General features: G+C 69.0%; 21 protein-coding genes. 10 read left to right on the top strand and 11 right to left on the bottom strand.

Features of this window, described 5'->3' with window-relative positions; genetic code table 11:
• Positions 1-4 precede the first annotated feature (4 nt).
• From V8201_RS12290 to V8201_RS12280, 3 genes are all read left to right on the top strand, one after another.
• Positions 5-1,690, top strand: a complete 1,686-nt coding sequence (locus V8201_RS12290) for a methyl-accepting chemotaxis protein (protein WP_336545474.1) — start codon at positions 5-7, stop codon at positions 1,688-1,690.
• A 112-nt stretch (positions 1,691-1,802) separates the two neighbouring features.
• Positions 1,803-2,444, top strand: coding sequence for a helix-turn-helix domain-containing protein (locus V8201_RS12285; RefSeq protein WP_336545473.1), 642 nt, complete (start codon positions 1,803-1,805; stop codon positions 2,442-2,444).
• 622 nt (positions 2,445-3,066) lie between these two features.
• Positions 3,067-3,258: a hypothetical protein gene (locus V8201_RS12280; RefSeq protein ID WP_037533958.1), complete on the top strand. Its 192-nt coding sequence runs from the start codon at positions 3,067-3,069 to the stop codon at positions 3,256-3,258.
• 32 nt (positions 3,259-3,290) lie between these two features.
• On the opposite strand, the gene V8201_RS19040 is transcribed toward V8201_RS12280, so the two are convergent.
• Both V8201_RS19040 and V8201_RS12275 read right to left on the bottom strand, forming a co-directional pair.
• Positions 3,291-3,554, bottom strand: a complete 264-nt coding sequence (locus V8201_RS19040) for a type II toxin-antitoxin system RelE/ParE family toxin (protein WP_373276480.1) — start codon at positions 3,552-3,554, stop codon at positions 3,291-3,293.
• Positions 3,555-3,571: 17 nt separating this feature from the next.
• Positions 3,572-3,817, bottom strand: coding sequence for a type II toxin-antitoxin system ParD family antitoxin (locus V8201_RS12275; protein WP_336545472.1), 246 nt, complete (start codon positions 3,815-3,817; stop codon positions 3,572-3,574).
• A 214-nt stretch (positions 3,818-4,031) separates the two neighbouring features.
• On the opposite strand from V8201_RS12275, the gene V8201_RS12270 reads away from it, so the two are divergent.
• Positions 4,032-7,109 carry a TonB-dependent receptor domain-containing protein gene (locus V8201_RS12270; RefSeq protein WP_336545471.1) on the top strand — a complete coding sequence of 1,026 codons (3,078 nt, stop codon included), beginning with the start codon at positions 4,032-4,034 and terminating at the stop codon, positions 7,107-7,109.
• Between the two features lie 133 nt (positions 7,110-7,242).
• Here V8201_RS12270 and V8201_RS12265 read toward each other — a convergent pair whose 3' ends face one another.
• The 8 genes from V8201_RS12265 to V8201_RS12230 all read right to left on the bottom strand — a co-directional run bounded on the left by V8201_RS12265 (position 7,243) and on the right by V8201_RS12230 (position 14,991).
• Entirely contained in the window at positions 7,243-7,473 is a 231-nt protein-coding gene (locus V8201_RS12265) for a BrnA antitoxin family protein (protein WP_336545470.1), read from the bottom strand.
• On the bottom strand, positions 7,460-7,735 hold the full coding sequence (locus V8201_RS12260; RefSeq protein WP_037533963.1) for a BrnT family toxin: 276 nt from the start codon (positions 7,733-7,735) through the stop codon (positions 7,460-7,462). The genes V8201_RS12265 and V8201_RS12260 overlap by 14 nt, the downstream gene beginning before the upstream one ends.
• A gap of 240 nt (positions 7,736-7,975) precedes the next feature.
• The gene (locus V8201_RS12255) at positions 7,976-9,739 is read right to left on the bottom strand and encodes an aspartyl protease family protein (RefSeq protein WP_336545469.1); all 1,764 of its coding nucleotides are present in this window, start codon (positions 9,737-9,739) and stop codon (positions 7,976-7,978) included.
• A 311-nt stretch (positions 9,740-10,050) separates the two neighbouring features.
• Positions 10,051-12,213, bottom strand: coding sequence for a TonB-dependent receptor (locus V8201_RS12250; protein WP_336545468.1), 2,163 nt, complete (start codon positions 12,211-12,213; stop codon positions 10,051-10,053).
• 720 nt (positions 12,214-12,933) lie between these two features.
• Complete coding sequence (locus tag V8201_RS12245; RefSeq protein WP_336545467.1) at positions 12,934-13,380, bottom strand: DMT family transporter; 447 nt, start codon at positions 13,378-13,380, stop codon at positions 12,934-12,936.
• Between the two features lie 160 nt (positions 13,381-13,540).
• On the bottom strand, positions 13,541-13,897 hold the full coding sequence (locus V8201_RS12240) for a Rap1a/Tai family immunity protein (protein WP_037533970.1): 357 nt from the start codon (positions 13,895-13,897) through the stop codon (positions 13,541-13,543).
• Positions 13,898-13,907: 10 nt separating this feature from the next.
• Positions 13,908-14,669 (bottom strand): hypothetical protein, encoded by a 762-nt coding sequence (locus V8201_RS12235; protein WP_336545466.1) that lies wholly within the window; start codon positions 14,667-14,669, stop codon positions 13,908-13,910.
• Between the two features lie 10 nt (positions 14,670-14,679).
• Positions 14,680-14,991, bottom strand: coding sequence for a hypothetical protein (locus tag V8201_RS12230; protein WP_051583402.1), 312 nt, complete (start codon positions 14,989-14,991; stop codon positions 14,680-14,682).
• 670 nt (positions 14,992-15,661) lie between these two features.
• On the opposite strand from V8201_RS12230, the gene V8201_RS12225 reads away from it, so the two are divergent.
• The 4 genes from V8201_RS12225 to V8201_RS12210 all read left to right on the top strand — a co-directional run bounded on the left by V8201_RS12225 (position 15,662) and on the right by V8201_RS12210 (position 19,367).
• Positions 15,662-16,528, top strand: coding sequence for a GGDEF domain-containing protein (locus V8201_RS12225; protein WP_336545465.1), 867 nt, complete (start codon positions 15,662-15,664; stop codon positions 16,526-16,528).
• A gap of 243 nt (positions 16,529-16,771) precedes the next feature.
• On the top strand, positions 16,772-17,272 hold the full coding sequence (locus tag V8201_RS12220) for a Ros/MucR family transcriptional regulator (RefSeq protein WP_037533971.1): 501 nt from the start codon (positions 16,772-16,774) through the stop codon (positions 17,270-17,272).
• A 130-nt stretch (positions 17,273-17,402) separates the two neighbouring features.
• Positions 17,403-17,768, top strand: coding sequence for a response regulator (locus V8201_RS12215; protein WP_037533973.1), 366 nt, complete (start codon positions 17,403-17,405; stop codon positions 17,766-17,768).
• A gap of 654 nt (positions 17,769-18,422) precedes the next feature.
• Complete coding sequence (locus tag V8201_RS12210) at positions 18,423-19,367, top strand: hypothetical protein (RefSeq protein WP_336545464.1); 945 nt, start codon at positions 18,423-18,425, stop codon at positions 19,365-19,367.
• 209 nt (positions 19,368-19,576) lie between these two features.
• On the opposite strand, the gene V8201_RS12205 is transcribed toward V8201_RS12210, so the two are convergent.
• Complete coding sequence (locus V8201_RS12205; RefSeq protein ID WP_336545463.1) at positions 19,577-21,508, bottom strand: hypothetical protein; 1,932 nt, start codon at positions 21,506-21,508, stop codon at positions 19,577-19,579.
• 199 nt (positions 21,509-21,707) lie between these two features.
• Here V8201_RS12205 and V8201_RS12200 point away from each other — a divergent pair, with 199 nt between their 5' ends.
• Positions 21,708-22,478, top strand: a complete 771-nt coding sequence (locus tag V8201_RS12200; protein ID WP_037533978.1) for a metallophosphoesterase family protein — start codon at positions 21,708-21,710, stop codon at positions 22,476-22,478.
• A gap of 493 nt (positions 22,479-22,971) precedes the next feature.
• Positions 22,972-24,048 (top strand): DUF5694 domain-containing protein, encoded by a 1,077-nt coding sequence (locus tag V8201_RS12195; protein WP_336545462.1) that lies wholly within the window; start codon positions 22,972-22,974, stop codon positions 24,046-24,048.
• Positions 24,049-24,416: the final 368 nt, after the last annotated feature.

Below are 24,416 nucleotides of genomic sequence, written 5' to 3'. Positions count from 1 at the left end.
ATCGATGCGACTGACGATCAAAAGCAAAATGGCCTTCACCTTTGCGGTGCTGCTCGCGCTGCTCGCCGCCGTCGTCTGGGTCGGCATCGGCGGCATGGCGCGGCTCGATCAGGCGGTCGACGGGCTGATCCACGGTCCCGTCGCCCGGCTCGACAGCGCGCAGGATCTCGCCAACACCGTCAATCTCGTCATCCGCACCGAGAAGAATCTGGTGATGGTCACCGACGCGGCGCAGATGCAGCAGTTCGACGCCGATCTGATGCGCCTGCGCGGCGAGGTGCAGAAGGCGCTCACCGCCGGGGTGGCGCATGCCCGCGACGCCGACCGGCCGCTGTGGCAGCGGCTGCAGGCGAAATGGGCCGATTATCTGCCGCTCAACGACCAGATCCGCGTGCTCGCGCTCGCCAACCGCAATGCCGAGGCGGGCGCGCTCTCCGCCACGCGGTCGCGGACGATGGTCAATGCGCTCGCCGCGGTCGCCCAGCAGATCGTCGATCAGGCGCGCCAGCAGATGCTCGACGCCAATGGCGAGACGCGGCGCCTGTACGAAACGGCGCGCATGACGCTGATCGTCACCGCGGGGCTGGCGCTGCTGATCGCCTGCGCGGGCGGCGTCTGGCTGTCGCGGCTGGTCTCGCAGGGCCTGCGCAGCGCCGGCCGCGCGGTCGAGGCGGTGGCGGCGGGCGATCTGCACAGCGAGGTGCAGGTCCACCATCAGGACGAGATCAGCGACCTCATCGCCCTGGTCAACACCATGTCGGCGCGGCTGCGTGAGGTGGTGCGCGGCATCGACGAGACGGCGCAGCAGGTCGCGGCGGGCAGCGCGCAACTGTCCTCCGCCTCCGAACAGATGGGCGAAGGTGCGACCGAACAGGCCGCCGCGGCCGAACAGGCCTCTGCCTCGATGGAAGAGATGGCCGCCAACATCAAACAGAATGCCGACAATGCCGCGCAGACCGAGGCGATCGCCCGCCAGTCGGCGCGCGATGCCGAGGGCAGCGGCGCGGCGGTGACGCGCGCGGTCGCGGCGATGCGGACGATCGCCGACAAGATCGGCATCGTCCAGGAGATCGCGCGCCAGACCGATTTGCTCGCCTTGAATGCCGCGGTCGAGGCGGCGCGCGCCGGCGACCACGGCAAGGGCTTCGCCGTCGTCGCCGCCGAGGTGCGCAAGCTCGCCGAGCGCAGCCAGGCCGCCGCGGCGGAGATTTCGGCAATGTCGGGCGAGACGGTGGGGGCGGCGACCGAGGCGGGCGAGCGGCTGATCCGGCTCGTCCCCGACATCCGCCGCACCGCCGAGCTGGTCGCCGAGATCAGCGCCGCCTGCCGCGAACAGGATATCGGCGCGCGGCAGGTCAATGAGGCGATCCAGCAGCTCGACACGGTGACGCAGCAGAACAGCGCCGCGGTCGAACAGATCAGCGGCACCGCGATGACGCTCGCCGAACAGGCGGGCGAATTGCAGCAGACGATCGGCTTCTTCGACCTCGGCGACCGGCCGGCCGCACGCCGCGCCACGCCGCGCGTGCTGACACCGCTTACCCGCAAGCGGACGCTGGTCGCCACGCGCAAGGCGACACCGGCGCTCGCCCCCGGCGCGATGACCGACCAGCGGCCGCGCGGCCATCGGCTCGACCTGTCGAGCGGCGGTCCCGATGCCGAGGACGCCGAGTTCGACCGCGTCGCCTGACTTCGGCACCGGCATGCGGCTCGCCGCTCGACTTGGGCAAGCCATTCGGATTATCGGATATCCTCTCATCCGGCGCGGCGCGGGGCCGCGGCGGTCAGTCCGAGGAGCCGGGATGCCGGTTGCGCATTGCGTCTCGACCACCACCGGTATCATCCTCGGCGCCGACAGCGGCTTCTGCCGGTTGCTGCAACGCCCGCACGCCGATCTGATCGGCGCCTCCTACCGCTCGATCACCGTCGCCGACGATCTCGCCAAGAGCGCGGCGATGCTCGACACCTTGGTCGACAAGGCGGCGCCGACGCAGCTGCGCAAACATTATTGGCGGCCCGACGGCGGGATCGTCGCGGTCGACCTGCTCGTCTCGCGCTTCGACGCGGCGGGGCTGCTCGTCTCGACCCTGTCCTGGGTGGAGGACGCCGGCGCGACGCCGCAGCGGCTGTGGCAGGCGGCGCTGCGGCTGCGCCATCTCTATGCGCTGCGGATGGAGGCGTGGGGCCGCGACCTGTTCGGCGACTATCCCGGATTGATCCTGCTCGCGCTCTATCTCGCCGAGGCGGAGGGGCGGCCGGCGACGCTCGCCGATATCGCCGCGGCGACGACGCTGACCCCCGGCTCGGTCGAGCGCTGGCTGCGCGTCCTCGTCCAGCGCGGCTTCGTCGCGCCGCGCGACGGATCGGAGCTGATCCAGCTCGGCCACGCCGGCCTCGCCACGATCGAACGCCTGCTGACCGCCGCGCTCGCCCCGCTCCCCTAGCGCCGCCGATGGATCGCGCGGCGGGCTGGCGCGACGGCGTGGCATCCCGGGGCGTGGGAGCGGCTGACACCGCCCGAAATTCACGCAAAGCCGCTCGCGCGCCAGCGCACCTCCCTCCGGTCATTGCCGGGCAGACCACTTCCTCCCGAACACCCTCTCCGCGCCTCCGCGTGAACCCTTTCTCTTCGCGTCTTCGCGTCTTCGCGTGGCTCATCGACGTCGAGCGACAGGCAGCCGCCGTGGTTCACGCGGAGGCGCGGAGGCGCGGAGAGGGTGCGTACCGGGAAGCGGAGTGGCTTCGTCGGGAGCGGGACAGCGGCTGACGCCGCAGGTCAGGCGATCGCCGGAGCGCGCCCTTCGTATATCCAGCCGGTGGCGGGCGGAAACGCGGGCCATGCCTCTGCGCCTCTGCGCGCCTCTGTCTCGCGGTGATACAGAGATGACGCGCTTGTCATCCACCCTGTCAGAGGCATGTAACAGGAACGGCTTAGGGGCCGCCATCGCGTCCCGATCCGCGTGCGACGCCACGATGGCGATCGTGGCGGCAGCCCGCCGATCTCCGGCGCGACCGCACGGGGACACGAAGACCGGCCGATCATCCGCGCCGGCGAAGGGGGCAAGAATGACGACAGCGCGCGACCGGCTGGCCGGCGTCGGCACGCGATTGCGCCGCTGGTCGATGCGCCTCGCCGGCGCGCGCGAGGGCATCCCGACCCCGCCGCCCGCCCTGCCCGCCGCGCCGCCCGAGCCATGGCACCACGCCCGCGACCGCGCCGAGGAAGCCGACCGCATCCGCCGCAACGGTTGCCCGTGACGTCCAGTCCGTGATCGCTGGCCAGCCGGCCCTTACAGGTAACGGCTCGCCTTCATGCGCTGGTGCAGGATCCGAACGACGACGATGCCATCGTCCGTTGCGCGAAAATGGATCATATGCTGCTCGACTGTCCGGCGTCGGTAGCCTGGCCGGATATCGGCACAGCTTTGTGCATGATGGGGCGCCTCAGCCAAGGCACCGCAGACGTCTGCGATGAGATCGATATAGCGTACCGCCTGATCCAGACCCCAGCGTGTCGTGCTATAGTCGAATATATCATCCGGATCACGCCGCACGCGGCGCGAACGGCAATTCAGCCATATTGCTCGATCTTACGCTGCTTGAACGCGGCAAAGTCCCAGGTTTGCGGTGCGCCGCTCTGCTCGCCCTCGATCAGGGCATGGCGAAGGGCATTGATCTCACCACGGCGGTCCTGTTCGCGCCGGATCATATCCCGGATCGCATCGCTGTCGTCGGTGTAGCTGCCGGCTTCGATCTGCGCCGCAAGCCATGCATTGTGCTGCTCGGTCGGGATGATGGTCTTGCTGATGGTCGTCATCTCTGCCTCCGCACGCCCTCCCTGCCCGTCCATCATAGCACGACGGTATCGGCCGTCAGCCGTCACCCACCCTTTCGCGCGTTGATCAAGGTGTATTTACTTTAGTTTGAAATTGGTATTATTCAGGTCTGGTAAGGGCCTGATTTGGTTTCCGATTTGACGGAGGCCGGCAGGGACAGCCGGCGCGCGACGCCGGGTCAGAGGGAGAGGCGTCTTGGTTCAGTCGGTTTCGCGTATCGCATTGCTCGCCGCGATGGGGGTGTGGGCGCTGCCCGCCGCCGCCCAGCAGACGCCGCCGCTCGACACGCCCGCCCCCAATGCGAACGTCGCCGCCGCGGCGCAGACCGATCCGCAGCCCGCCGCCGATGCCGCGGTCGCCTCCGACACGCGCGCCGCGGCGATCGCCGGCCAGACCGGCGACGCGCCCGCCTCGGGCGAGATCGTCGTCACCGGCACGCGCATCAACCGCCCCAATGTCACCTCGGCCGCGCCGATCACCTCGGTCACCGCGCAGGACATCCGCGCCCAGGCGCCGGTCAACGTCGAGGACGTGCTCAACCGCCTGCCGCAGGTCGCGCCCGACAGCCAGCAGACCTATAACGATTCGGACGGCCGCCAGCGCATCAAGCTGCGCAGCCTCGGCTTCGAGCGGACGCTGGTGCTGATCGACGGCAAGCGCCTCGGCACGCAGAACGGCCAGGACGTCGGCATCATCCCGCCCTCGCTGCTCGAGCGCGTCGACGTGCTGACCGGCGGTGCCTCGTCGGTCTATGGCTCGGACGCGGTCGCCGGCGTCGTCAACTTCGTCCTCAAGAAGGATTTCGAGGGCGTCCAGCTCGACGCCAATTACAATTTCTACAATCACAACAACAAGGACACGATCGTCTCGCCGCTGGCGCGCGCCGCCGGCTTCACCAGCCCGCGCGGCCTGACCAACGATGGCGGCCGCGCCGACCTGACGCTGACCGCGGGCACCAAGCTGTTCGACGGCAAGCTGCACCTCAGCGGCTTCGTCAACTATCGCAAGACCGACGAAGTCGCCCTCACCTCGCGCTCCAACGCGGGCTGCTACATCACCCAGCTGCAGCTCAACGGCCCGCTGTCGTGCGGCCTCACCCCGAGCAGCTCGACCAGCGGCCTGATCACGCCGCAGTCGGGCGTCAACAAGGGCGCGCAGTTCGTCAACAATCCCGACGGGTCGCGCAATTTCGTGCCCTTCGCGGCGGGTGCCGGCAACGCCTCCAACTATTTCAGCGGCTATGCCTATCAGCGCCCCTCCGAGCGGGTGAACGCGGGCGGCTTCGCCAGCCTCGACCTTGCGCCCGAAGCCGAGCTCTATGCCTCGGGGATCTGGTTCCGCGACAAGTCGTACAACAATTATCCGACGATCGCCTCCGGCACCGTCAACGTCAGCTGCGCCAACCCCTATCTGTCGGGGACGCAGGCGACCGCGATCGGCTGCGGCGCCGGCACGACCAGCGTGCCCGTCACGCTCGCCTATCGCCTCGGCGAGATGAACGACCGGCCCGATACCTATGTCAACACCGGCGTCCGCCTGACCGGCGGTGTCCGCGGCAAGGTCGGCGATGCCTGGACCTATGACGTGGGCGGCGTCTATGCGCGCAACCATCAGGATTACATCCCGAGCTTCGCCATCCCCGGCCGCCTGCAGAATGCCGTCGACGTCACCGGCACCGCCGCCTCGGCGAGCTGCGCGAGCGGCGCGGCGGGCTGCGTGCCGTTCGACATCTTCAGCGCCGGCAACACCGATCCCGCGCTGATCAACTATCTGTTCGGCACCGGCACCGCGGTGACCACCGGCACGCTGTACGACGTGCAGGCGAACATGACCGGCGACCTCGGCAAATACGGCATCACCTCGCCGTTCGCCGAACAGGGCGTCGCGATCGCGCTCGGCACCGAATATCGCAAGGACACCCTGTCGTCGCGCGCCGACAGCGCCTATCGCAGCGCGCTCGGCGGCACCGACAGCTATCTCAGCCAGGACGTCTGGGAAGCCAATATCGAGGTGCAGGCGCCGCTCATCGAGCACAAGCCGTTCGCCGAGCTGGTCCAGCTCAACGGCGGCTATCGCGTGTCGAAGTACAGCAGCAATCCGAGCACCTTCAACACCTGGAAGGTCGAGGGCGTCTATGCGCCGGTACGCGATCTGACCTTCCGCGCCTCGTTCAACAAGGCGCAGCGCGCGCCGACGGTGGTCGAGATCCGCCAGGCGAGCAACATCGAGTTCGCCGCGGGCGGTTCGGGCACGTTCAACGATTTCTGCGCGCCGACCGTCACCACCACCGCGACCGGCGTGACCTATGGCGCGCCGATCGCCTCGCGCGAGGTGTGCCGCGCCACCGGCCTGTCCGACGCGCTCTACGGCAGCACCACCCTGCTGTGCAGCAACAACACCACGCCCAACGGCACCAACGCCTGTTCGGTGCGCTCGGGCGGCTTCACCGCCGATCCGGAGACCGCCTACACCCAGACCTATGGGCTGGTGGTCAAGCCGCGCTTCGTCAAGGGTCTGGTGTTCTCGGTCGACCGCTACCGGATCAAGATCGACAACTCGCTCGGCTATAACGACTATAGCTATTACACCGACGGCTGCCTGCGCTCGGGCGGCGACCAGTTCTTCTGCCAGGGCATCGTCCGCAACGCCAACGGCACGCTGTTCGCCAGCGGCACCGATGCCACCACCGGCTTCATCCGCCAGGGCACGACCAATTATTACACGTCGATCGCGCGCGGCTATGACTTCCAGGCGCAATATGCGCTCGATCTCGATGCGATCGGCCGGCTCGACTTCGGCTTCAACGGCTCGCTGACCACCTTCGCCGGCGGCCAGGATTCGCCGCTGCAGCCGCAGCGCAACTGCGCGGGCTATTACGGCAACGGCTGCGGCCAGCTGATCCCCAAGTGGAGCCACGGCCTGCGCACCACCTACACCACCGCCAACAAGGGCTTCAGCGCCTCGTTCAACTGGCGCTATGTCGGCTCGCTGACCAACGCCAACAATTCGGGCGATGCGGCGATCGGCGGCACCGCGGACCGCGCGCTGACCAATTACTATCGCGTCGCACCGCAGAGCTATTTCGACCTGGCGCTCAATTTCGCCATCGCGAAGCAGTTCTCGCTGCGCCTGATCGCCAACAACCTGCTCGACAAGAGCGCGCCGATCGTGCCGGATTCGTACAATATCTCGCTGGCACGCAGCAACACCATCCCGCAGCGCTACGATTCGCTCGGCCGCAACATCGCGATCGGGACGACGATCAACTTCTGATCGGCTTGTAAGGGCGGTGCCGGCCCGCTCCCCCGCCCGGCCTCCCACACGGTATCCTGATGGGAGGCCGGGCGGGGGAGCGGGCCGGCACCGCCTTCGACATGCGCTCTTGCGCGCATGTCGAAGGCCCCTTTCAAATCTCCCCGGCCGCGATCAGCCGGGCGAGCAGCGCATCGAGGCGGAGTTGCCAGCCAGGTCCGGCGCGGCGCAGATGATCGACCGTCCGCATGTCGAGGCGCAGCCGCACCTCGACCGTCGGCGCCGCATGCGGCAGGCCGCGCCGGTGCGACGGCGCCATCCCGGTCATGAAGGCGAGGTCCATCGGCGGATTGTCGTCGTGGATCGCCGGGTCAAATCTGGCCAAGATAGAATCTCGCTTCATGCGGTTCCGCCCGCCGCAGGCTGATCACCCGCACCGCGCCGTCGTGCGAGCCAGGGGTGAACACCAGCACATGCACGCGCTCGGCGATCAGGCCGAGCGCGACGAAGCGGCGGTGACCGTAATCATAGCGGTCGTCTTCGCGTTCGAGCGCGCTGCTCCAGTCGAACTGGGCGGCACTGTGCCAGGATACGCCGTGACGGGCGATGTTGCGGACGTCTTTCGCCGGATCGAACTCAACCTGCATCGACTGTACGTAGACAGAAAAGCTATCCGCCCAACGCGATGCGACAATGACGCGCGGGGATGCGAGGTCGCCCCCCCGCCGTCCCCGGGAAGACGATGGCTCACGCGGAGGCGCGGAGGCGCGGAGAAAGTGCGTGAGGCTGGCGGGGCCCGGTCATCTGCAAGAGGGAAGCAGAGCCGGGGCGGATACGTATCCGCCCCGCCCCTCCGCGCCTCCGCGTGAACCCGTCTGCCCGCGCGCTCAGCTGATCGCGAGGCCGCGGAAGCGTTCGTCGAGATGGGGGGCGATGTGCAGCGCCGCGGCGATATCGGCGTCGGCCGCGGCGGTCTGGCCGAGGTGGCGTTCGGCGAGGCCGCGGCCGTAGAGCGACCAGGCGTCGCGCGGGCTGAGCGCGATGCTGGCGGTATAATCGGCCACCGCCTTGTCATAGTCGCCCATCCGCAGCCGGATCAGCCCGCGCGTGTCGAGGAAGCGGGCATTGTCGCGACGCTGGTGGATCGCGCTGTCGGCGTCGGACAAAGCGGCGGGCAGGTCGCGCCCGGCGAGCGCGCGCACCCAGGCGCGGTCGTTCTGCGCGACCGGCTTGCGGCTGTCGTCGGGATGGATGCGGATCCAGCCGTCGAACTGCGCGATCGCGCGGTCGAACTGGTCGATGTCGCCATAGAGCGCGCCGAGCGTCAGCCGCAGGTCGGACGCCGCCGGCGCGGCGCGATCCGCCGCCGCGATATCGTCGCTCGCGGCGGGGCGGTCGTGCGCCGCCAGCCGCATCCGCGCACGCAGCACATGCGCCTCGGCATCGTCGGGGGCGAGCGCCAGCGCGCGGTCGAGATCGTCATGCGCCGCGCCGGTCTGATGCTCCATCAGCCGCACCGTCGCGCGCTGGTAATAATAATGGCCCTGCTGCGGTGCGAGCTGGATCGCCGCGCTGAGATCGGCGTCGGCCTGTGCATATTGATGGCGCGCGGCGAACACCATCGCGCGCTGCGCCAGCCCGGCATCGTCCTTGGCATCGGGCGTCGCCACCGGCACCGCCAGCGCCGCGCCGCTGGCATCGACCGCATGCGCCGGATTGACGTTGAACACCGGCCCGCCGTCATAGGTGAAGAACAGGCGATGCTCGCCATTGGCGACGTAGACGCGGTGCGACAGGAAGAAATCGGCGCCGATCAGCATGTCGACGTCGTCCATGCCGAGATCGCCGATGCGCAGCTTGCTGTGGTTGATCTGTTCGCCGCCGATCGCGAAGGCGTCGAACGGCGCCAGCCAGGTCTTGACGATATGGCGGCCGATGCCGCGGCTGTAGCCGGCGGGGATGACGCCGGGGCTGTCCGGCGTCACGCCGGCACGCGCCGCCGCGGCCAGCGACAGCATGGTGGTGCTCGCGCCGGTGTCGAACATCGCGCGGATCTTGGCACCGTTGAGCAGCACGGTGGCGATGGTGTGCGGCTGGTGCGCGTCGCGCGGCAGGATGGTCAGGATCGACACCGGCCGCCCCGCCGCCCAATAGGCGAAATCCTCGTGCGCGCAGCTTTTGGGGTGGAGCAGCCGGATCGCGCCATGCGCCAGGTCATATTCGACATCGCCGAGGCCGAGCACGTTCTGGCCGAGCAGCCCCGCCCCCGGCCCGACCTCGCTGCCGCCGACGATGAACGGCACGTCGTGCAGCGGAATGCCGGCGAGCGTCAGCGTCCTGACCCGTGCGAGATCGGCCTGCGTGCTGCCGCCGATGCCGCGGACCACGAATTGCGGCGGCAGCATCGACAAGGGCAGCGCCAGTTGCCTGGCATAGCCGGGCGAGATGCTGCTGAAGAAGGCGCCGCTGTCGGCGACGAAGCGCACCGGCTGGCCGTTGACGGTCGCGTCGACCATCGGCTTCTCGCCGACCATCGCCACCTTGAGTTCGGCGAATTGCGCCACCTCGCATTTCGCCCAGGCGGTGCCCGGCGCGGCGAGCGCGAACAGCGCGGCGACGACACGGGCGAGCGACGGGGGCCGGACGGACATGCGGGTCTCCTTCCCCGCCGGGCGCGGGGGCGGACGAAGGATGCTGTCGCTGCGGGCGTTAACGCAAATGACAAAGGCGTCAGGGATCCGGCCGGAGTGGGCGGATAAGCGCGGCCACCCATGCTCCCGCTTTCACAAGACTCCTGCAACACCACGCCAGTGCCCCTGCGCACGCAGGAGCCCAGGGTCGCAAAGAGTGTCGGTCGTTGCTCTGCTTGACCCTGGGTTCCTGCTTGCGCAGGAACACGGTGACATCGCGCATCGACGCCGACGTCCACGGCGGTCCCGCCTTCACGCGGGACTACCGCCCCTCAGCCGAACGCCTTGCTCACCCCGACGAAGAACCCCCGCCGCGGGCCGTATTGCGGCGCGCCGACGCCGACGCCGCCGCCGTCGCGGATCTCGTATTTATGGTCGGCGACGTTGATCACGTCGAACCGCACGTCGACGTCGGGCGCGGCGAAATGGTGGCTCGCGGTGAGGTTGACCTGCGCATAGGGCGACAGTTTCGCGCCATTGGGCACCGCGCCGTCGGTGCGCAGCCCCGAGCCGTAGAGCAGGCTGCCGCCGATCTTGCTCCCCGCCAGCGCACCCGTGCGCAGCGCATAGGAAAGGCCGCCCGAGCCGGTGTAGCTCTGGTCGTGGTCGAGATAGATGTAATGACCGGCGATATAGGCGAGATCGTCGGCCGAGAAGCTGAACTGGCTCGAGACGATGTCGCGTCCCTTGGCCTTGGCCGCGGCGAAATTGGCGTAGAGGCTCCAGGGGCCGCGCGCGTAACTGGCGTTCGCCTCGATCCCGCCGATCCGCCCCTGCGCATAGTTGAACGGCGTCAGGATGATCGGCGCGCCGAACTGGCCCTCGTCGATCAGGTTCTTGGAGATGCGATAATAAGCGTCGATGCCCCAGGTGAGATGCGCGTCCGCCCTGATCTGGAAGCCGGCGTCGAAATAATGCTGGCGCTCGGCGAACGGCGTCGTGTCGGTGGTGACCTCGGGATAGGCGCTGGTGCCGGCGAGCGCGGCGACGCTGGTCACCGCGACATTCTCGAACGGGGGCGGCACGAAATAGCGCGCATAGCCGATATGGCCGGTGAAGCGGCTGTCCGGCTGCCACACCAGATTGGCGCGTGGGGAAAGCTGCTGCTCGGTGCGATAGCCGGCGTAATGATCGTAGCGCGCGCCGTAATTGAGCGTCAGCGTCGGCGCGAGCTTCCATTCGTCCTGCAGATAGAGGCTGAGCGTCACCGCGGTCTTGGCGGCGCGATCGGCGAGGACGATCGGCTCGCCCGCCTGCGCGCCGCTGTCGTCGACCGGGAAGACGCTGGTCTGCGTCGCGCTGGTGCTGCGGTCGCGGCTGACCAGCAGGCCGCCGCGCAGCGTATGCGCGCTGCCGAGATGATAGACCGCGTCGCCCTGCGCGCCGATCGTGAAATCCTGCTTGAGCGCCGCCTGCGCCTGGCCGTCGAACAGCAATTCGCCGAGCAGGTCGGGCCGGTAGCGCAGCGACGAATAGCGCGCGAACACCGACGCCTGGATGGTCAGCGGCTCGGCATCGTGGAGCAGGCTGAGCTGGCCGAAGCCGGTGCGTTCGAGCTGGCGCTCGTTCAGCGCCTCGCTCGGATAGGCGGTGCGCCCGCCGACCGACCAGCTGCCGTCGGGCTGCGCGCCGACCGGATCGGGGATCTGGAACCATTGGTTCGAATAACCGCCGACGAACGAGACGCGGTTGTTGTCGTTCAGGATGTGATCGACATAGGCGAAGCCCTGATATTGGTCGGTGTCGTCGTGCACCGGGTTCGAGCGCCCGTCGACGCTCTCGATGCCGAGCGCGTCATGGCGATAGTCGCCCGAGACGAAGTAATTGGTCCGCCCGGTCGAGCCGCCATAGGTGAAGCTCGGCTCGATCGTGTCGTGGCTGCCGCCGTAGAGCGAGACGGTGCCGCCGTTGTGGAACAGCCCGCTCTTGGTGGTGATGTCGATGATCCCGGCGCTGCGCAGGCCATATTGCGCGGGCAGCGCGCCGGTGAGCAGCTCGAGCCGGTCGACCAGCCGCGGCGACAGCGTCTGGCCGAACACCGCCAGCCCTTCGGGCAGGACGGTGCCGTTGATGCGATATTGCAGGCCGTTGTGATCGTCGCGGACGTGGAACTGGCCGAAGCCGTCCTGCACCACGCCGGGCAGCTGGAGCAGCACCTGGTTGAACTGCTGGTTCTCGCCGCCGGGCAGCGCCTGGATCGTCGCGCTGGTCATCTCGTAGCTGGTTGCGCCGAGGCTCGGCTGGATATGCGCGCGCGCCGCGTCGAGCCGCTGGCCGGTGACGACGATGTCCTTCGCCGGGGCGGGATCGGCCGGTGCCGGCGCGGTGGCGGGATCGGCGCTGGTCTGGGCCGGTGCGCCGGTCGTGGCCCCGGTCTGGGCATGGGCGACGGCGGGGAGCAGCAGCGGCAACATCGTCACGATCAGCGGGCGCATCGAAACCTCATGATATAAAGTTACCTCTCCCACCCGCGGCCCTGCACCCCGCGCCGGTCGCGGGCAAGCCGAACCCGCGAGGATGACGGATTATTCATCGGAATGTTAGGCGAATGCACTGGTGGCACCGCGCCACATCGCGCAGTTGAACGCGCGCTGAACTTGTCGCAGACTGACGGCATGAGTCGATGGGCCTCGGCCTCTCAGACATCGACTATACAGCCTTGGCGCCCGTCCCGGCCCGCCGCCGGGACGGGCTTTTTCTCGACCTTCGTTTGGGGTTCGTGCAGAGGCGCGGAGGGCGCAGCGAGGATATGGCTCCCGGGGCGGCGGCTGGCGTCGCATGAGGGTCACGCGAAGCCGCAAAAAGGGCGCGCGTCAGCCCAGGGCTCTGCTCCCTCCAGCCGTTGCAGGGCGGCACGTCCCCTCCTGCGCGCACCCCTCCGCGCCTCCGCGCCTCCGCGTGAACCCCTTTTCGTCGCGTCTTCGTGTCGTCGCGTGAACCCTCTCCTCCCGACGATCAGCGGCGGCCGGATTTTGGTCACGCGGAGGCGCGGAGGCGCGGAGGCGTTGCATGTGGGGCAATGGCGTGGCTTCCCCCGGAAGGAGACAGCAGCTGGCGCCGGATGCGGTCACGCAAGCCGCGACCTCACGCCCCGCTCTGCGACCTCCGCGCCTCTGCGCGCACCGATCGTCTCCGTGTAAGCCGCCCGGCGCGCATCAGAATTTCGAGATCAGCGCCACCCCCGCAATCATCAGCACCGCGCCGGCGAAGCGCATCGGGTTCATCGCATGCTGTTCCATGCGCAGCAGCCCGAAATGGTCGATCGCCAGGCTGGCGAGGATGTTGGCGGTGATCGTCACGCCGTTGACCGGGCCGGCGCCGAGCGTCTGGATGAAGGTGAAGCCGGCGAACACCGCGACCGCGCCGACGATGCCGCCGAGCGGCGCCCACCAGGGCATCGTCGCGAAATCGCCGACCGTCGGCAGCGGCTTGGGCATGCAGACGAACAGCGCCGCGGTGACGAACAGCACCAGCAGGAACGACAGCGAGGTCGCCAGCCACGGATTGTGCAGCGACTTGTTGAGCTCGCCGCCCATCGCCGCACCGGCCGCCTGCAACATGCCGGCGACGAAGATGAAGGGAAATGCCCAGGCTGCATTCATCGCATCATGTCCATCGGTTGCGGCGCAGGTCCGCGCTCGCCCACCAACCCCAGGCCGATCGCAAATGTTGCACCCGCCCGATAAAAGAATCGGCGGTAATAGGACACGATAGCTGTAGTATCAGCGTGCGATCCAGCCCGACAACGACACTATAGCGTACCTATTTACGCGTCCTGCGGGTCTTGGTCCGCGGCGGTGTCTTGACCGGACAGGGGAAGGCCTCGCGCAGGCCGGCACGGATCACGAAGGACGGGGCGGCATCGCTGTCGTCATGCTTGCGTAGATATTTGCGCGCCGCGGCGAGTACCGCGATGTTCGACGCGCGCTCCGGCGACGGGCAGATCTGCCGCGCCACCGACAAAGTGTCGAACACGCCGAGGATATAGCCGGTGCAGAAGCTCGCGGTCGGGTCCTTGTCCTTGCCCTGGCATTGCGCGGCGAGCTGGCCGGTGGTCAGCGCGCTCACCACCACCGGGCGGTCCGCCGCAGCGAGCAGCGCGAGCGTCAGCAGCAGCATCGCATCCTCCTCATGCCGGCGCGCCGAGATAGGGCAGCAGCCGCAGCCGCGGGAAGACGGTATCGAGCGGCAGCGTGTCGGGCAGGATGTAGACGATGCCGCCCTTGCCGGTGAAGCGCGGCCGCAGCGTCTTGGTATAGAAGGACGTGCCGACGTTGATGCAGCCGAAGCTGATGCGATTGTCGTCCGGGGTCGGCGACAGCAGCCGCGCGACGCGATGTTCGCTCTTGTGGGTGGTGATCACCGCATGCAGCGCGACCGAATTGGCATAATCGACCCACAGCACGCGCTGGTTGCCGAAGGCGCGGCCGAATTTGGCGACGAACCGTCCCGCCGGGGTGGTGCGCTCGGCGGGGCCGATCTCCTCGAGCCGCTTGGCGCCGACGCCGGGCGAGGATTCGTCGCCGACGCCGATGCCGAGCAGCACCGGCGTCGCGCCGCGCGGCGTGCCATCGGCGTCGAACAGGAACAGCGCCGCCTGCTGTTTGTCGATCACCGCATAGGGCAGGCCGGCATTGTCCTGCGCCGCGGCGATCCAGGCGATCACCTGTGCCGCCGCGGGCGACGGCACCGGGACGAAGGCCGGCGTCGCCGCGGTCTGCGGCTTGGCCTTGGACTTCGTCTTGACCTTGGCCTTGGCCGCTACCCTGGCGCCGGCCTTGACCGCGCGCGCCTGGGCGGCCGGCACGGCCTCGACCGGGGCGACGAGCGCGAGGATCGCGGCGAGCGCCGGCCAGCGCCAGTCGCCGCGTGGGGCCGCCGCCCGCCGCATCCGCAAGCGATCAGCCGCGCGGACGACGCGCGCGCTGCTGCGCCTGCTGCTGCACCTGCTGGTCGAGCCCGTCGACGCGGCCGTTGAGCTGGTCGATGCGCTGGCCGTTCTGCTGCGCCTGACCCGCGGCAGCCTGTGCCTGGGCGAGCGCCTGGCCCGACGTGCCCTCGACGGTGCGGAGGCGGCCGTCCATGCCATCGATGCGCGTGTTGACGGTGGCGATCTGTTCGCGGACGAACCCCTTGGTCGCGCAGCCGCCGAGCGTGCCCGCTCCGGCGAGGATCAGGACGACCGCAGACGATTTGGCGATATTCAGACGCATAAGTTACCCTCCGATAAGGAAGCGGCAGACAGCGCAGCGTTAACGACGCTGACAATCGATATCCGGCGAAGCGTGCCAAGTCTGCGGCGGGCATGCCGCGGATTTGCGCGCTGTCGCAACGGTATAACGAGGCGACCCGCGGATCGTTGCATGTCCGAACCGATGGCCCGACGCGGGGGATGAGGGCGCGCACAGAGGCGCGGAGGACGCGAAGCCGGGGGAATGCGCCCGCGCGCCTGCCATTCGGCCTCACACGACCCTGCGGCGCAGCCGCCTTGCACGATACGCCGGAAAGCCACGCCGCTCCCCAAACACGGTCTCCGCTCCTCCGCGGCTCCGCGGCTCCGCGTGCACTCTGCGGCGCAGCCGCCTTCGGGAGGCCCGGAAAGCCGCGGCGCGTCCCCAGCACGTCGTCGCTGCGCCTCCGCGCCTCCGCGCGAACCCAGGCGCCTGCCCGGCGAACGCGCAGCTTTGAGGCATGCGGGTAAAGGCCGGTACGGACGCCATTTTTACGTTCCGTTAAGGAATAAGCGTCAGGAACGCTGACGCTCGGTGCCCCCCCAAGGCCGGGTAGCCTCGCCTGCGCCAACCCGCGCGGCGAGGCGTTTTTCCCGCCCCGCGCCCGCACGTGGCGTCCGATCCGTTAACCAATGACGGTTAGGGGGCGGGCATGTCATCCCCCGCCCCTGCGCTGCGCTCGCCGCTCGAGCGGATGCTCGAATGGACGGCCGGCCTGCCGGCGCGGCAGACCGTCCCGGGCCTCGCCGCGGCCTGGGCGGTGGTCGTGCTGCTCGATGCGGCGACCGGCCGGCTCGTCTCGCTCAACACGCTCTATCTGGTGCCGCTCTGCTTCACCGCCTGGTGCCTGGGCGGCGGCTGGGGGCTCGTCTCGGGGGTGCTGGCGGTGGCGACGACGCTGGCGATCAACGGCTTCGGCGACGGCCTGTCGGCGCAGGCGTCGCACGTGCCGACGGGGATCGCGATCTGGAATGCGGCGATGCGGATCGCCGGGGTCGGCTTCCTCATCCTGCTGGTCGGCGCGTTCCGGCGCACCTTCGACCGCGCACACGATCAGGCGCGGATCGATCCGCTCACCGGCCTTGGCAACCGCCGTGCCTTTGCGATCGAGAGCCGGCAGATCGCGCGCCAGGCGCGCGGCCTGCTCTACGGCCTGATCGATCTCGACGATTTCAAGCGGATCAACGACGTGCACGGCCATGCCACCGGTGATGAGATCCTCTGCGTCGCCGCCGGCGCGTTGCGCGGCGCGCTGCGCCCCGGCGATGCGACCGCGCGGATCGGGGGCGACGAGCTCGCCTTCTGCCTCGCCGCGGACGACGGATGCGCCGAGGCGCGCGTCGCCGACATCCACCACCGCGTCACCACCGCGCTCGCCGGTGCGCGCGTGCCGGCGACGTGCAGCCTCGGCGCGGCGCTCAGCCACGAACCCGGCGTCGCCTTCGCGCTCGCCGCCGCCGATCGCGCGATGTACGCCGCCAAACGCCACGGCAAGGGCCAGTGGCGCTTCGTCGCCTGATTCGCCGCCGAACGTATCAAATATTGCCGCGCCCACGGCGTTAGTCGCGCCCGGCCGATCGCCCGGCTGTTCCACGATTGTTCGATAGCTGCTGTCACCTGAGCTTTGCGCCATGTTGTCCCACGCTGGCACCACGACGACATTGCGGCACGGCATTGCTTGATCCTGACAAGTGAAGAACAGGCTTGTCAGCGTCAACTTAGCGATTATTGCACGGTCATCGTCACGCCAAAGGAGCACAACATGGCCGACCAGAACGACTTTGACACCAGCATCAGTCCGGTGGAACTCGCAACCGAATTGACTGTGGCGTGGCTGAGCAACTCCAATAACCGGGTGAGCGCGGACGATGTGCCGGCGTTCCTGCAGCGGATGCACGACACCGTCGTCGCGCTGTCGACCGGCAGTGCCAAGGGCGGCGACGATGCCGCGCCGGCGCAGGATTACACGCCCGCGGTATCGGTGCGGAAGTCGCTCGCCTCGCGCGACCACATCATCTCGATGATCGACGGCAAGCCCTACAAGACGCTGCGCCGCCATCTCGCCACCAACGGCATGACCCCGGACGAATATCGCGCCCGCTACGGGCTCAAGGCCGATTATCCGATGGTCGCCCCCGCCTATAGCGAGAGCCGCAGCGCGATGGCCAAGACGATCGGTCTCGGCCGCAAGCCCGGCCAGACCAATGCCGCCAAGGGGGAGGCCAAGCCCGCCCGCAAGCCCAAGGCCGACGCGACCGCCTGAGCCGACCGGCCCGGAGCCGCGCCCCGCGCGCGGCTCCGGCCATGATCCGTCCGGTTCGCGGTCACTCGTTTCATGGGTGGAACGTTCTTTTATTTGGTGGGTTTTCAGTACTCTCGCTGAAAAGGCCGCCATGCCGCATGTGCTGATCATCGAAGATTCCTATCTATTCGGCGAATTCGTCGCCGATGCCGCGACCTTGGCCGGCGCGGGCAGCATCGAGGTGGCGGAAAGCCAGGCCGCGGCCGAGCGCGCCGCCGCGCGTCGCGCCCCCGATCTGATCATCGCCGACGTCTGCCTGCGCCACGGCACCGGCACCGCCGCGGTCGCGCGGATCGCCGCCGACGGCGTCGCCGCGCCGGTCCTCTATCTTACCGCACATCCCGATCGCTGCCCGAGCGGCGGGCGGGTGATCGCCAAGCCGGTGTCGCACGACCGGCTGCGGCTGACGATCGCCGAGGCCTTTGCGAATCACGCCACGCCGCATCGGCAGCGTTAACCATACCGCGGCATGGAAAATGACGCGACCGGGACGCCGGCGGGTGACCCTCCGTGCCGACGGTACGGTGCCGGCGGGCGCGCGGCGGCCGCGCCATTGCGGCGGATGCAGCGGCCATGACGGAGGATGCAACCTGCCCCGTTTCGGGACCCGCCAGATCCGCGAACTCTGGTGGATTACCGTGGGTTTGGTTATAGTTAAGCACGACAGGGTGAGGCGTTGGTGTGCTTGGATTTCTATGCCGGCACGGCATCCACCGATGGCGGCACAAGCCCGCCACGGTGCGCAAGGGAACGGTGATTTCGCGCTGCGGTCGCTGCAACGCGGTACGGGTGACGCATGCCCGAAACACAAAAGATCGCGAAACCCCTTGAACCGGTACCATAAATGGATACGTTAACCACTCATAGCGAAAACGCTGGGAGAGGCTCTGATGCGTATCTTCAACTACCCCGAGGCCGACCGTCATCCGTTCGGCGCCCATGGCATCCTGATCGCGCTGCCGATCGCCGCCGCCCTCTGGGCCGGGATCATCGCCACCGTCTTCTGATAAGCGTCGCGGCACGGGGACGTGCCGCGCCCGACCACGCCGACGCGACGGTTTTTTGTCGCGTCGCGTGACCGCGAGCGCTGCCGGCCTTCTATCATGGAGGCATGAATATTGGCAGCGCCCCGCCGGCGGTCTACGCCGATCCGCAGCATTACGGCCCCGTGCCGGCTGCTCCCGTCGCGAGCGTCGCCGCGATCGACGCGCTCACCGCGGCCGCCACGCCGTCGGCGATAGCGCGGCCCGAGCCGGCAGCGGAGGCCGCCCATCCGGCCGTGCCGCATCCCGATCCCAACCGGCTCGATCCCAATCAGCCCGATCCCGCGCATCGTGCCGCCGAACATCGCGCCGAAGCCCGGCGCGAGGCGCGTCACGCCGCCACCGCGACCGAGACGCTCGAGGCGTTGCGCACCGCCAAGCGCGAGGCGGAGGTAGCGCGTCTCCACGCCACCCAGAAGATCGCCGATCTCAAGGCACAGCTCCACCTCGTCGAGATGCTGCACGTCGGCGATCCCGCCAAGCGCGGTGAGGCCGCCGAACAGATCGCGCGCGAGCTCGCCGCGACGGTGCACGATTATATCAACGCGGGCGGCACGATGATCCCGAGCAGCGCGCCCGCGCCGGTCGGCAGCGACGATACGCCGGCGCCGACCGACACCGCCGCCGTCGCCGCGACCGCCACGGCCCCCGCGCAGATCGAGGCGACGCGCGCGACCGATCCGGCGGTGCTCGTCGCCGCCGCCGCGGTGGGCGGCGCGATCCACGCCGATATCGCGTCCGCGCAGACCGCCACCCCCGTTGGGCGGACCGACGCCGCGCCCGCCGATCTGGCGAGCGCGGTGGCGCGGGTCGGCGCGATCGACCCGGTCGCGGTGACCGTCGACCACGATCCGCATGCGCTCTTCGCCCGTGAAGCGCAGGCGCTCGCCCGCGACCTGCGCAGCCTCGCCCGCCGCGACCGCGACGACGACGGCGCCGCCGCGATCGACCAGACGCTCGCCGACATCCTCACCCCCGCCGCCCCGCCGCCTCGCACGACGCCGGCGGGCTGAGCGGGGCGGGGTGCATCACGCATCCTGCGATGGCTGCGATCTGCCGGCTACGGCCGTCCTGACATTCCGGTCCGGTCACCGGCGGTGGCGTCGCTGCGGCCCGGTTACCGCAGCGCCGTCGCCACGGCTCGGTCACCGCGTCCCGCCCCACAGGCACGAACGGGCCGCCGGCTCCCGCCGGCGACCCGTCCGCATCGCTGCCGCCGCGCTCAGGACGCGCGGTAGAGCTTCAGCCGATATTGCGTCGTGTCGGTGCCGGTCGCATTCTGGTTGGGCCCGATCACGAAGGTGACGACATCGCCCTGTTTGAGGGTGATCCCCTTCAGGCTGAGGTCGGAATGGCCCTTGAACATCGTCGTATAGACCGTCTTGGCGTTGACCACGACGCCGACGTCGATGCCGTCCGCCGAATTGGCGTTGACGTCGAACGCGCCGACGATGTTGAACGTCCCGTCATAGGGCGAGGTGTAGCGCAGGATCGCCTTATAGGCGTCGGGTGACCCGCCGGTGTTATAGTCGACCGGGCTCACCGTATTGGCGTTGATGTTGAACGGGCGCAGCCAGTCGATGCCGATATAGGGCATCCAGTCCGAACTCGCGATCTCGCCGCCGCCCTGGGTATAGGCCTGGGTATAGGCCTGCGAGCGCACGCCATAAGCGAAATAGCTCCACGGCCCCTCGAACTTGGTCGATCCGTCGAGCGAATTGGTGAAGTCGAACTGGTCGTAACTGTCGGCGACGAGCTGCGTCGACCCGAGCGTGACGTTGCTGCCGTAGACGAGCGGCGTATCGCTGACGATGATCGTCGGCGAATTCTGGTCGAGCGTCGCCGGCTTGGCGATCGCGACGCCCTGCGAATTGTAATATTTCGCATTGGCCGAGACGGTGAGGCTGCGCGGATCGCCCCAGATCACCATCGCCTTGTCGCCGAACTGATAGGCGTAGACGAACGGGTCGGTGGCGATGCGCTTGCCGGCGCCTTGGGTGAGCACCTGCGTCGCCATCACCTGATAGCCCTGCCCCGGCGGCAGCACCGCGCCCGCGAACGAGGCGAGCGCGACGTTCTTGTACCAGATGTTGCTCGCGCTGCCCTGCTGGCGCAGCGCATACCAGTCCGCCTCGGCGACGCCTGCCGACGCCATCACCGCGACGCTCTTGACCAGATAGTCGGCGGTGTCGGGGATGCTGTCGAGCTCCTGCGCGAACTCGGTCATGTGGATCGGCTTGGCGCTGCTTCCCATCGCGTTGCGCAGCACGGTGAGCTGCTTGTCGAGCTGCTCGGGATTGGTCGTATAGGGATGGACGACGATCCCATCCATATAGTTGAGCCCGCCGAGCGCGAACAACGTCTTGAAGTAACCGACCGGGATCGCCAGCGCCGCCCCGCCCAGCACCTTGACGTCGGGATGCGTCGCCTTGACCGCGGTGTAGACCGCTTTCAGCATGTCATAGTAATATTTCTGGCGGGCGGGATAGCCGTCGTTGAACACCGGCCCGGTGACGAAGTTGAACGCATTGTATTCGTTGCCGACCTCGATCGCCTTGACGCGCGGGAAATGGTCGAGCGTCGCGACGATCATCTTGGCGTAAGCGGCGCGGCCGGCGTCGGTATAGGGGGTGTAACCGCTGTCGTAGAGCGAATTGGTGTTGTCGAACAACAAGGTCACCGGGAAGCCGCCGTCGATGACATTGTCGATCCAGCTCACCTTGGGCGAGGTGAACTGATAGACGCCGGGCGACTTTTCGATCTCGGTCCAGGCGACGCCGTCGCGCACCTGGGCGACGCCAAGCGTCTTGGCGGTCTGCAGGATCGAGAAATCCCAGGTCTGCTGGCCGAAGGCGGTCGCCGCGCCGAGCACCAGCGTATTGGGATTGGACGCCGTCGGGGTCGGTGTCGGCGTCGGGCTCGGCGTCGGCGTGGGGGCCGGTGTCGGTGTCGGGGTAGGAGTCGGTGCGGGCGTCGGGGTCGGTGTCGCGGCCGGCGTCGGCGTCGGCGTCGCGGTCGGCGTGGGGGTCGGCGTCGCCGCGGGGACGACGACGACGCCCGACGATCCCGCCGCGGTTTCGCTGGTGCTGGCGGTGCTGCCGCTGCCGCTGCCGCCACCGCAGCCGCCGAGCAGCAGCAGGCTCGAGGCCGCCATCAAAAGTCCAAAGCTACGCATGACTGTTCAGCCCAAGAATAATTCTCAAGTGATTTAGGCCGTTGCGGTTAAATATCGGTTGAAGGCCGGGGCGGATGGTGGTTGGAGGCCGCGGGCTTCGCGTGGTCGTGGGGTCCCGTCACGGCGTTCGACGCTCCCGATCCCTCCCTTCCGCGCAGGGTGCGCGCCATGGAGCTTGATGGTCTTTCGCCGCCGCCCCGTCGCCGCGCCCTGCCTGCCGCCCGGGCGGCGCGTCTATGCGATCGGCGACATCCACGGCGAGGCGGATCTGCTGATCAGCCTGCTCAACGCGATCCGCCATGATTCGAGCGCGCGCGGGCCTGCCGCGGTGACGTTGGTGTTCCTCGGCGACTTCATTGATCGCGGTCGCGACGCGGCGACCCTGCTGCGCGCGCTGCCGCTCGCCGGCGACGACGACGTCAAGGTGCTCAAGGGCAATCACGAGGCGGCGCTGGTCGACGTCTATCGCGGCGACGAGGAGGCGCTCGCCTTCTGGCTGCGCTTCGGCGGGCGGCAGACGCTGGAGGGACTGGGCGTCGCGATCCCCGATCCGGTCGACACCGCGCATGTGCTGCACGCGCTGCGCGCCGCGCTCGACGTCGGCGTGGTCGACTGGCTCGACCGGCTGCCGCATGCCTGGACGTGCGGCGACTATCTGTTCGTCCACGCCGGCATCCGCCCGCGCGTGCGGCTGGCGCGGCAGGACCCCGACGATCTGCTGTGGATCCGCGAACCCTTCCTGTCGAGCCGCCGCCGCCACGAGAAGGTGATCGTCCACGGCCACACCTTCACGCCGGGCCGGCCGCAGCTCGGCGGCAACCGCATCGGCATCGACACCGGCGCGCACGAAACCGGCTGCCTCACCGCGCTCGGGCTCGAGGGCGAGGCGCAATGGCTGATCCAGGCCTATGACGACCGCCCGCGCACGACCAGCGAACCGTTCGGCTAGGCGGCAGGCCGAAGAGGGGTCACGCGGAGGCGCGGAGGCGCGGAGCATGTCCCGCCTGCCGCGGCAGCGGCCCTCCCCTCCCGGCCGGGAATGAGCGGACCACGCCAGCCCCCACCGCACCGCCTCCGCGCCTCCGCGTGCACCCCTCCGGCTGCTTCGATCGAAGGGAGTGGATGATGATTCACGCGAAGACGCGAAGCCGCGAAGAGAGGTTCGCGCAGAGGCGCAGAGGACGCAGAGAAGATGCCGAAGGCCGCAGGTGCGACCGCACGCACCCTCTTCGCGGCTTCGCGTGATCTCCTCTCTCGTCCGAGTGACAGGGCCACGTCCGCCCCGAACGACCCCCCTGCGTCCTCTGCGCCTCTGCGCGCACCCTCATCGGCGTTGCCGGCGCGCTAGCCTCTGAAGCCGGCAGCCGACGGTCCAGACTTGACGCATTTGCTGTATTATACCAGCAATGCACCGGCAGTATCAGACAGGGGGGCGTATGAGGATGCGAGCGATATGGGCGGCAGCGATGGCGCTCGCCGGCGCAGCGACGGTCGCGCCGGCGCAGGACTATCGGCCGACGTTCCGGCCCGACATGCTCACCGATCGACCCGCCGGCGCGCCCAATGACGTGCTCGTGCTCGGCTCGGCACATCTGTCGACGCTGCCCAAGAGCTTTCAGCCGGAGAGGGTTACGCCGCTGGTCGACCGCCTCGCCGCGTGGCGGCCGACCGCGGTCGCCAGCGAGAATATCTCCGGGCTGCACTGCGACGCGATGCGCCACCAGCACCCCCTCCATGCCGAGGCGGTCGACGGCTATTGCTACGATCCCGCCGCGGCCGGGCGCGCGACCGGGCTCGACGTCGCCGCCGCCAATGCCGCGGTCGAGCGGCAGCTCGCCGACTGGCCGGCGACGCCGTCGCCCGCGCAGCGCCGGCGGCTGGCGATGCTCTTCCTCGCGGCGGGCGAGCCGGCATCGGCGCTGGTGCAATGGCTGCGCCTGCCGCCGGCCGAACGCCGCGCCGGCAACAGTCTCACCGATGCCGCGGTCGCCGAGATACGCCGGCGCGCCATCGACCGCAACGAGACCGCGCTGATCGCCGCGCCGCTCGCCGCGCGCGCCGGGCTCGAACGGGTATGGAGCGTCGACGACCAGTCGTTCGTCGGCGCGCCGATGGACGATGCGGCCTATGGCGCGGCGATCGCCAAGGCATGGGACAATCCCGCCAGCAAGGCCCGCGCCGCCGCCGACGCGGCGCTGATCGCGCGGCTCGGCGCGCCGGACGGATTGCTCGATCTGTATCGCGCGTTCAACGCGCCCGACTATGCCGCGCAGGCCTATCGCGGCGACTGGGGCGCGGCGCTCACCGAACTTTCGGCGCAGGGCTATGGCCGCCGCTACGTCGCTTACTGGGAGACACGCAACCTGCGGATGGTGGCGAACATCCGGGAGCTGCTCGGCCGCGCGCCGGGGACGCGGCTGGTCGCGATCGTCGGCGCCTCGCACAAGGGCTATTACGAGGCCTATCTCCATCAGATGCGTGACGTCGCACTGGCCGACACCGCAGCGGTGCTGCGCTAGCCCGCCCATCCTGACGACGGTGCGGATCTTGGGTCACGCGGAGGCGCGGAGGCGCGGAGGATGTCCCGCCTGCCGCGGCAGCGCCCTCCCCTCCCGACCGAGGAATGAACGGACCACGCCAGCCCGGACCGCCCCCCCTCCGCGCCTCCGCGCCTCCGCGTGAACCTCTTCAGCTGCTCCGATCGAAGGGGATTCATGCGAAGACGCGAAGACGCGAAGAGGAGTTCGCGCAGAGGCGCGGAGGACGCAGAGGCGCAGAGATGGTGAATGCGTCCTGCCCGCCATCGTCCGGAGGAAGCCAGCAGGTGCGACGGCGCGCGCACCCTCTTCGCGTCTTCGCGTGAACCTCCGCTCTCGTCTGGATGACA

The sequence above is a fragment of the Sphingomonas kyungheensis genome (genome assembly GCF_037120395.1).
Lineage (GTDB): Bacteria > Pseudomonadota > Alphaproteobacteria > Sphingomonadales > Sphingomonadaceae > Sphingomonas > Sphingomonas kyungheensis.
The sequence above is the reverse complement of the archived record's forward strand: the minus strand, read 5'-3'. Positions and strand labels throughout refer to the sequence as shown.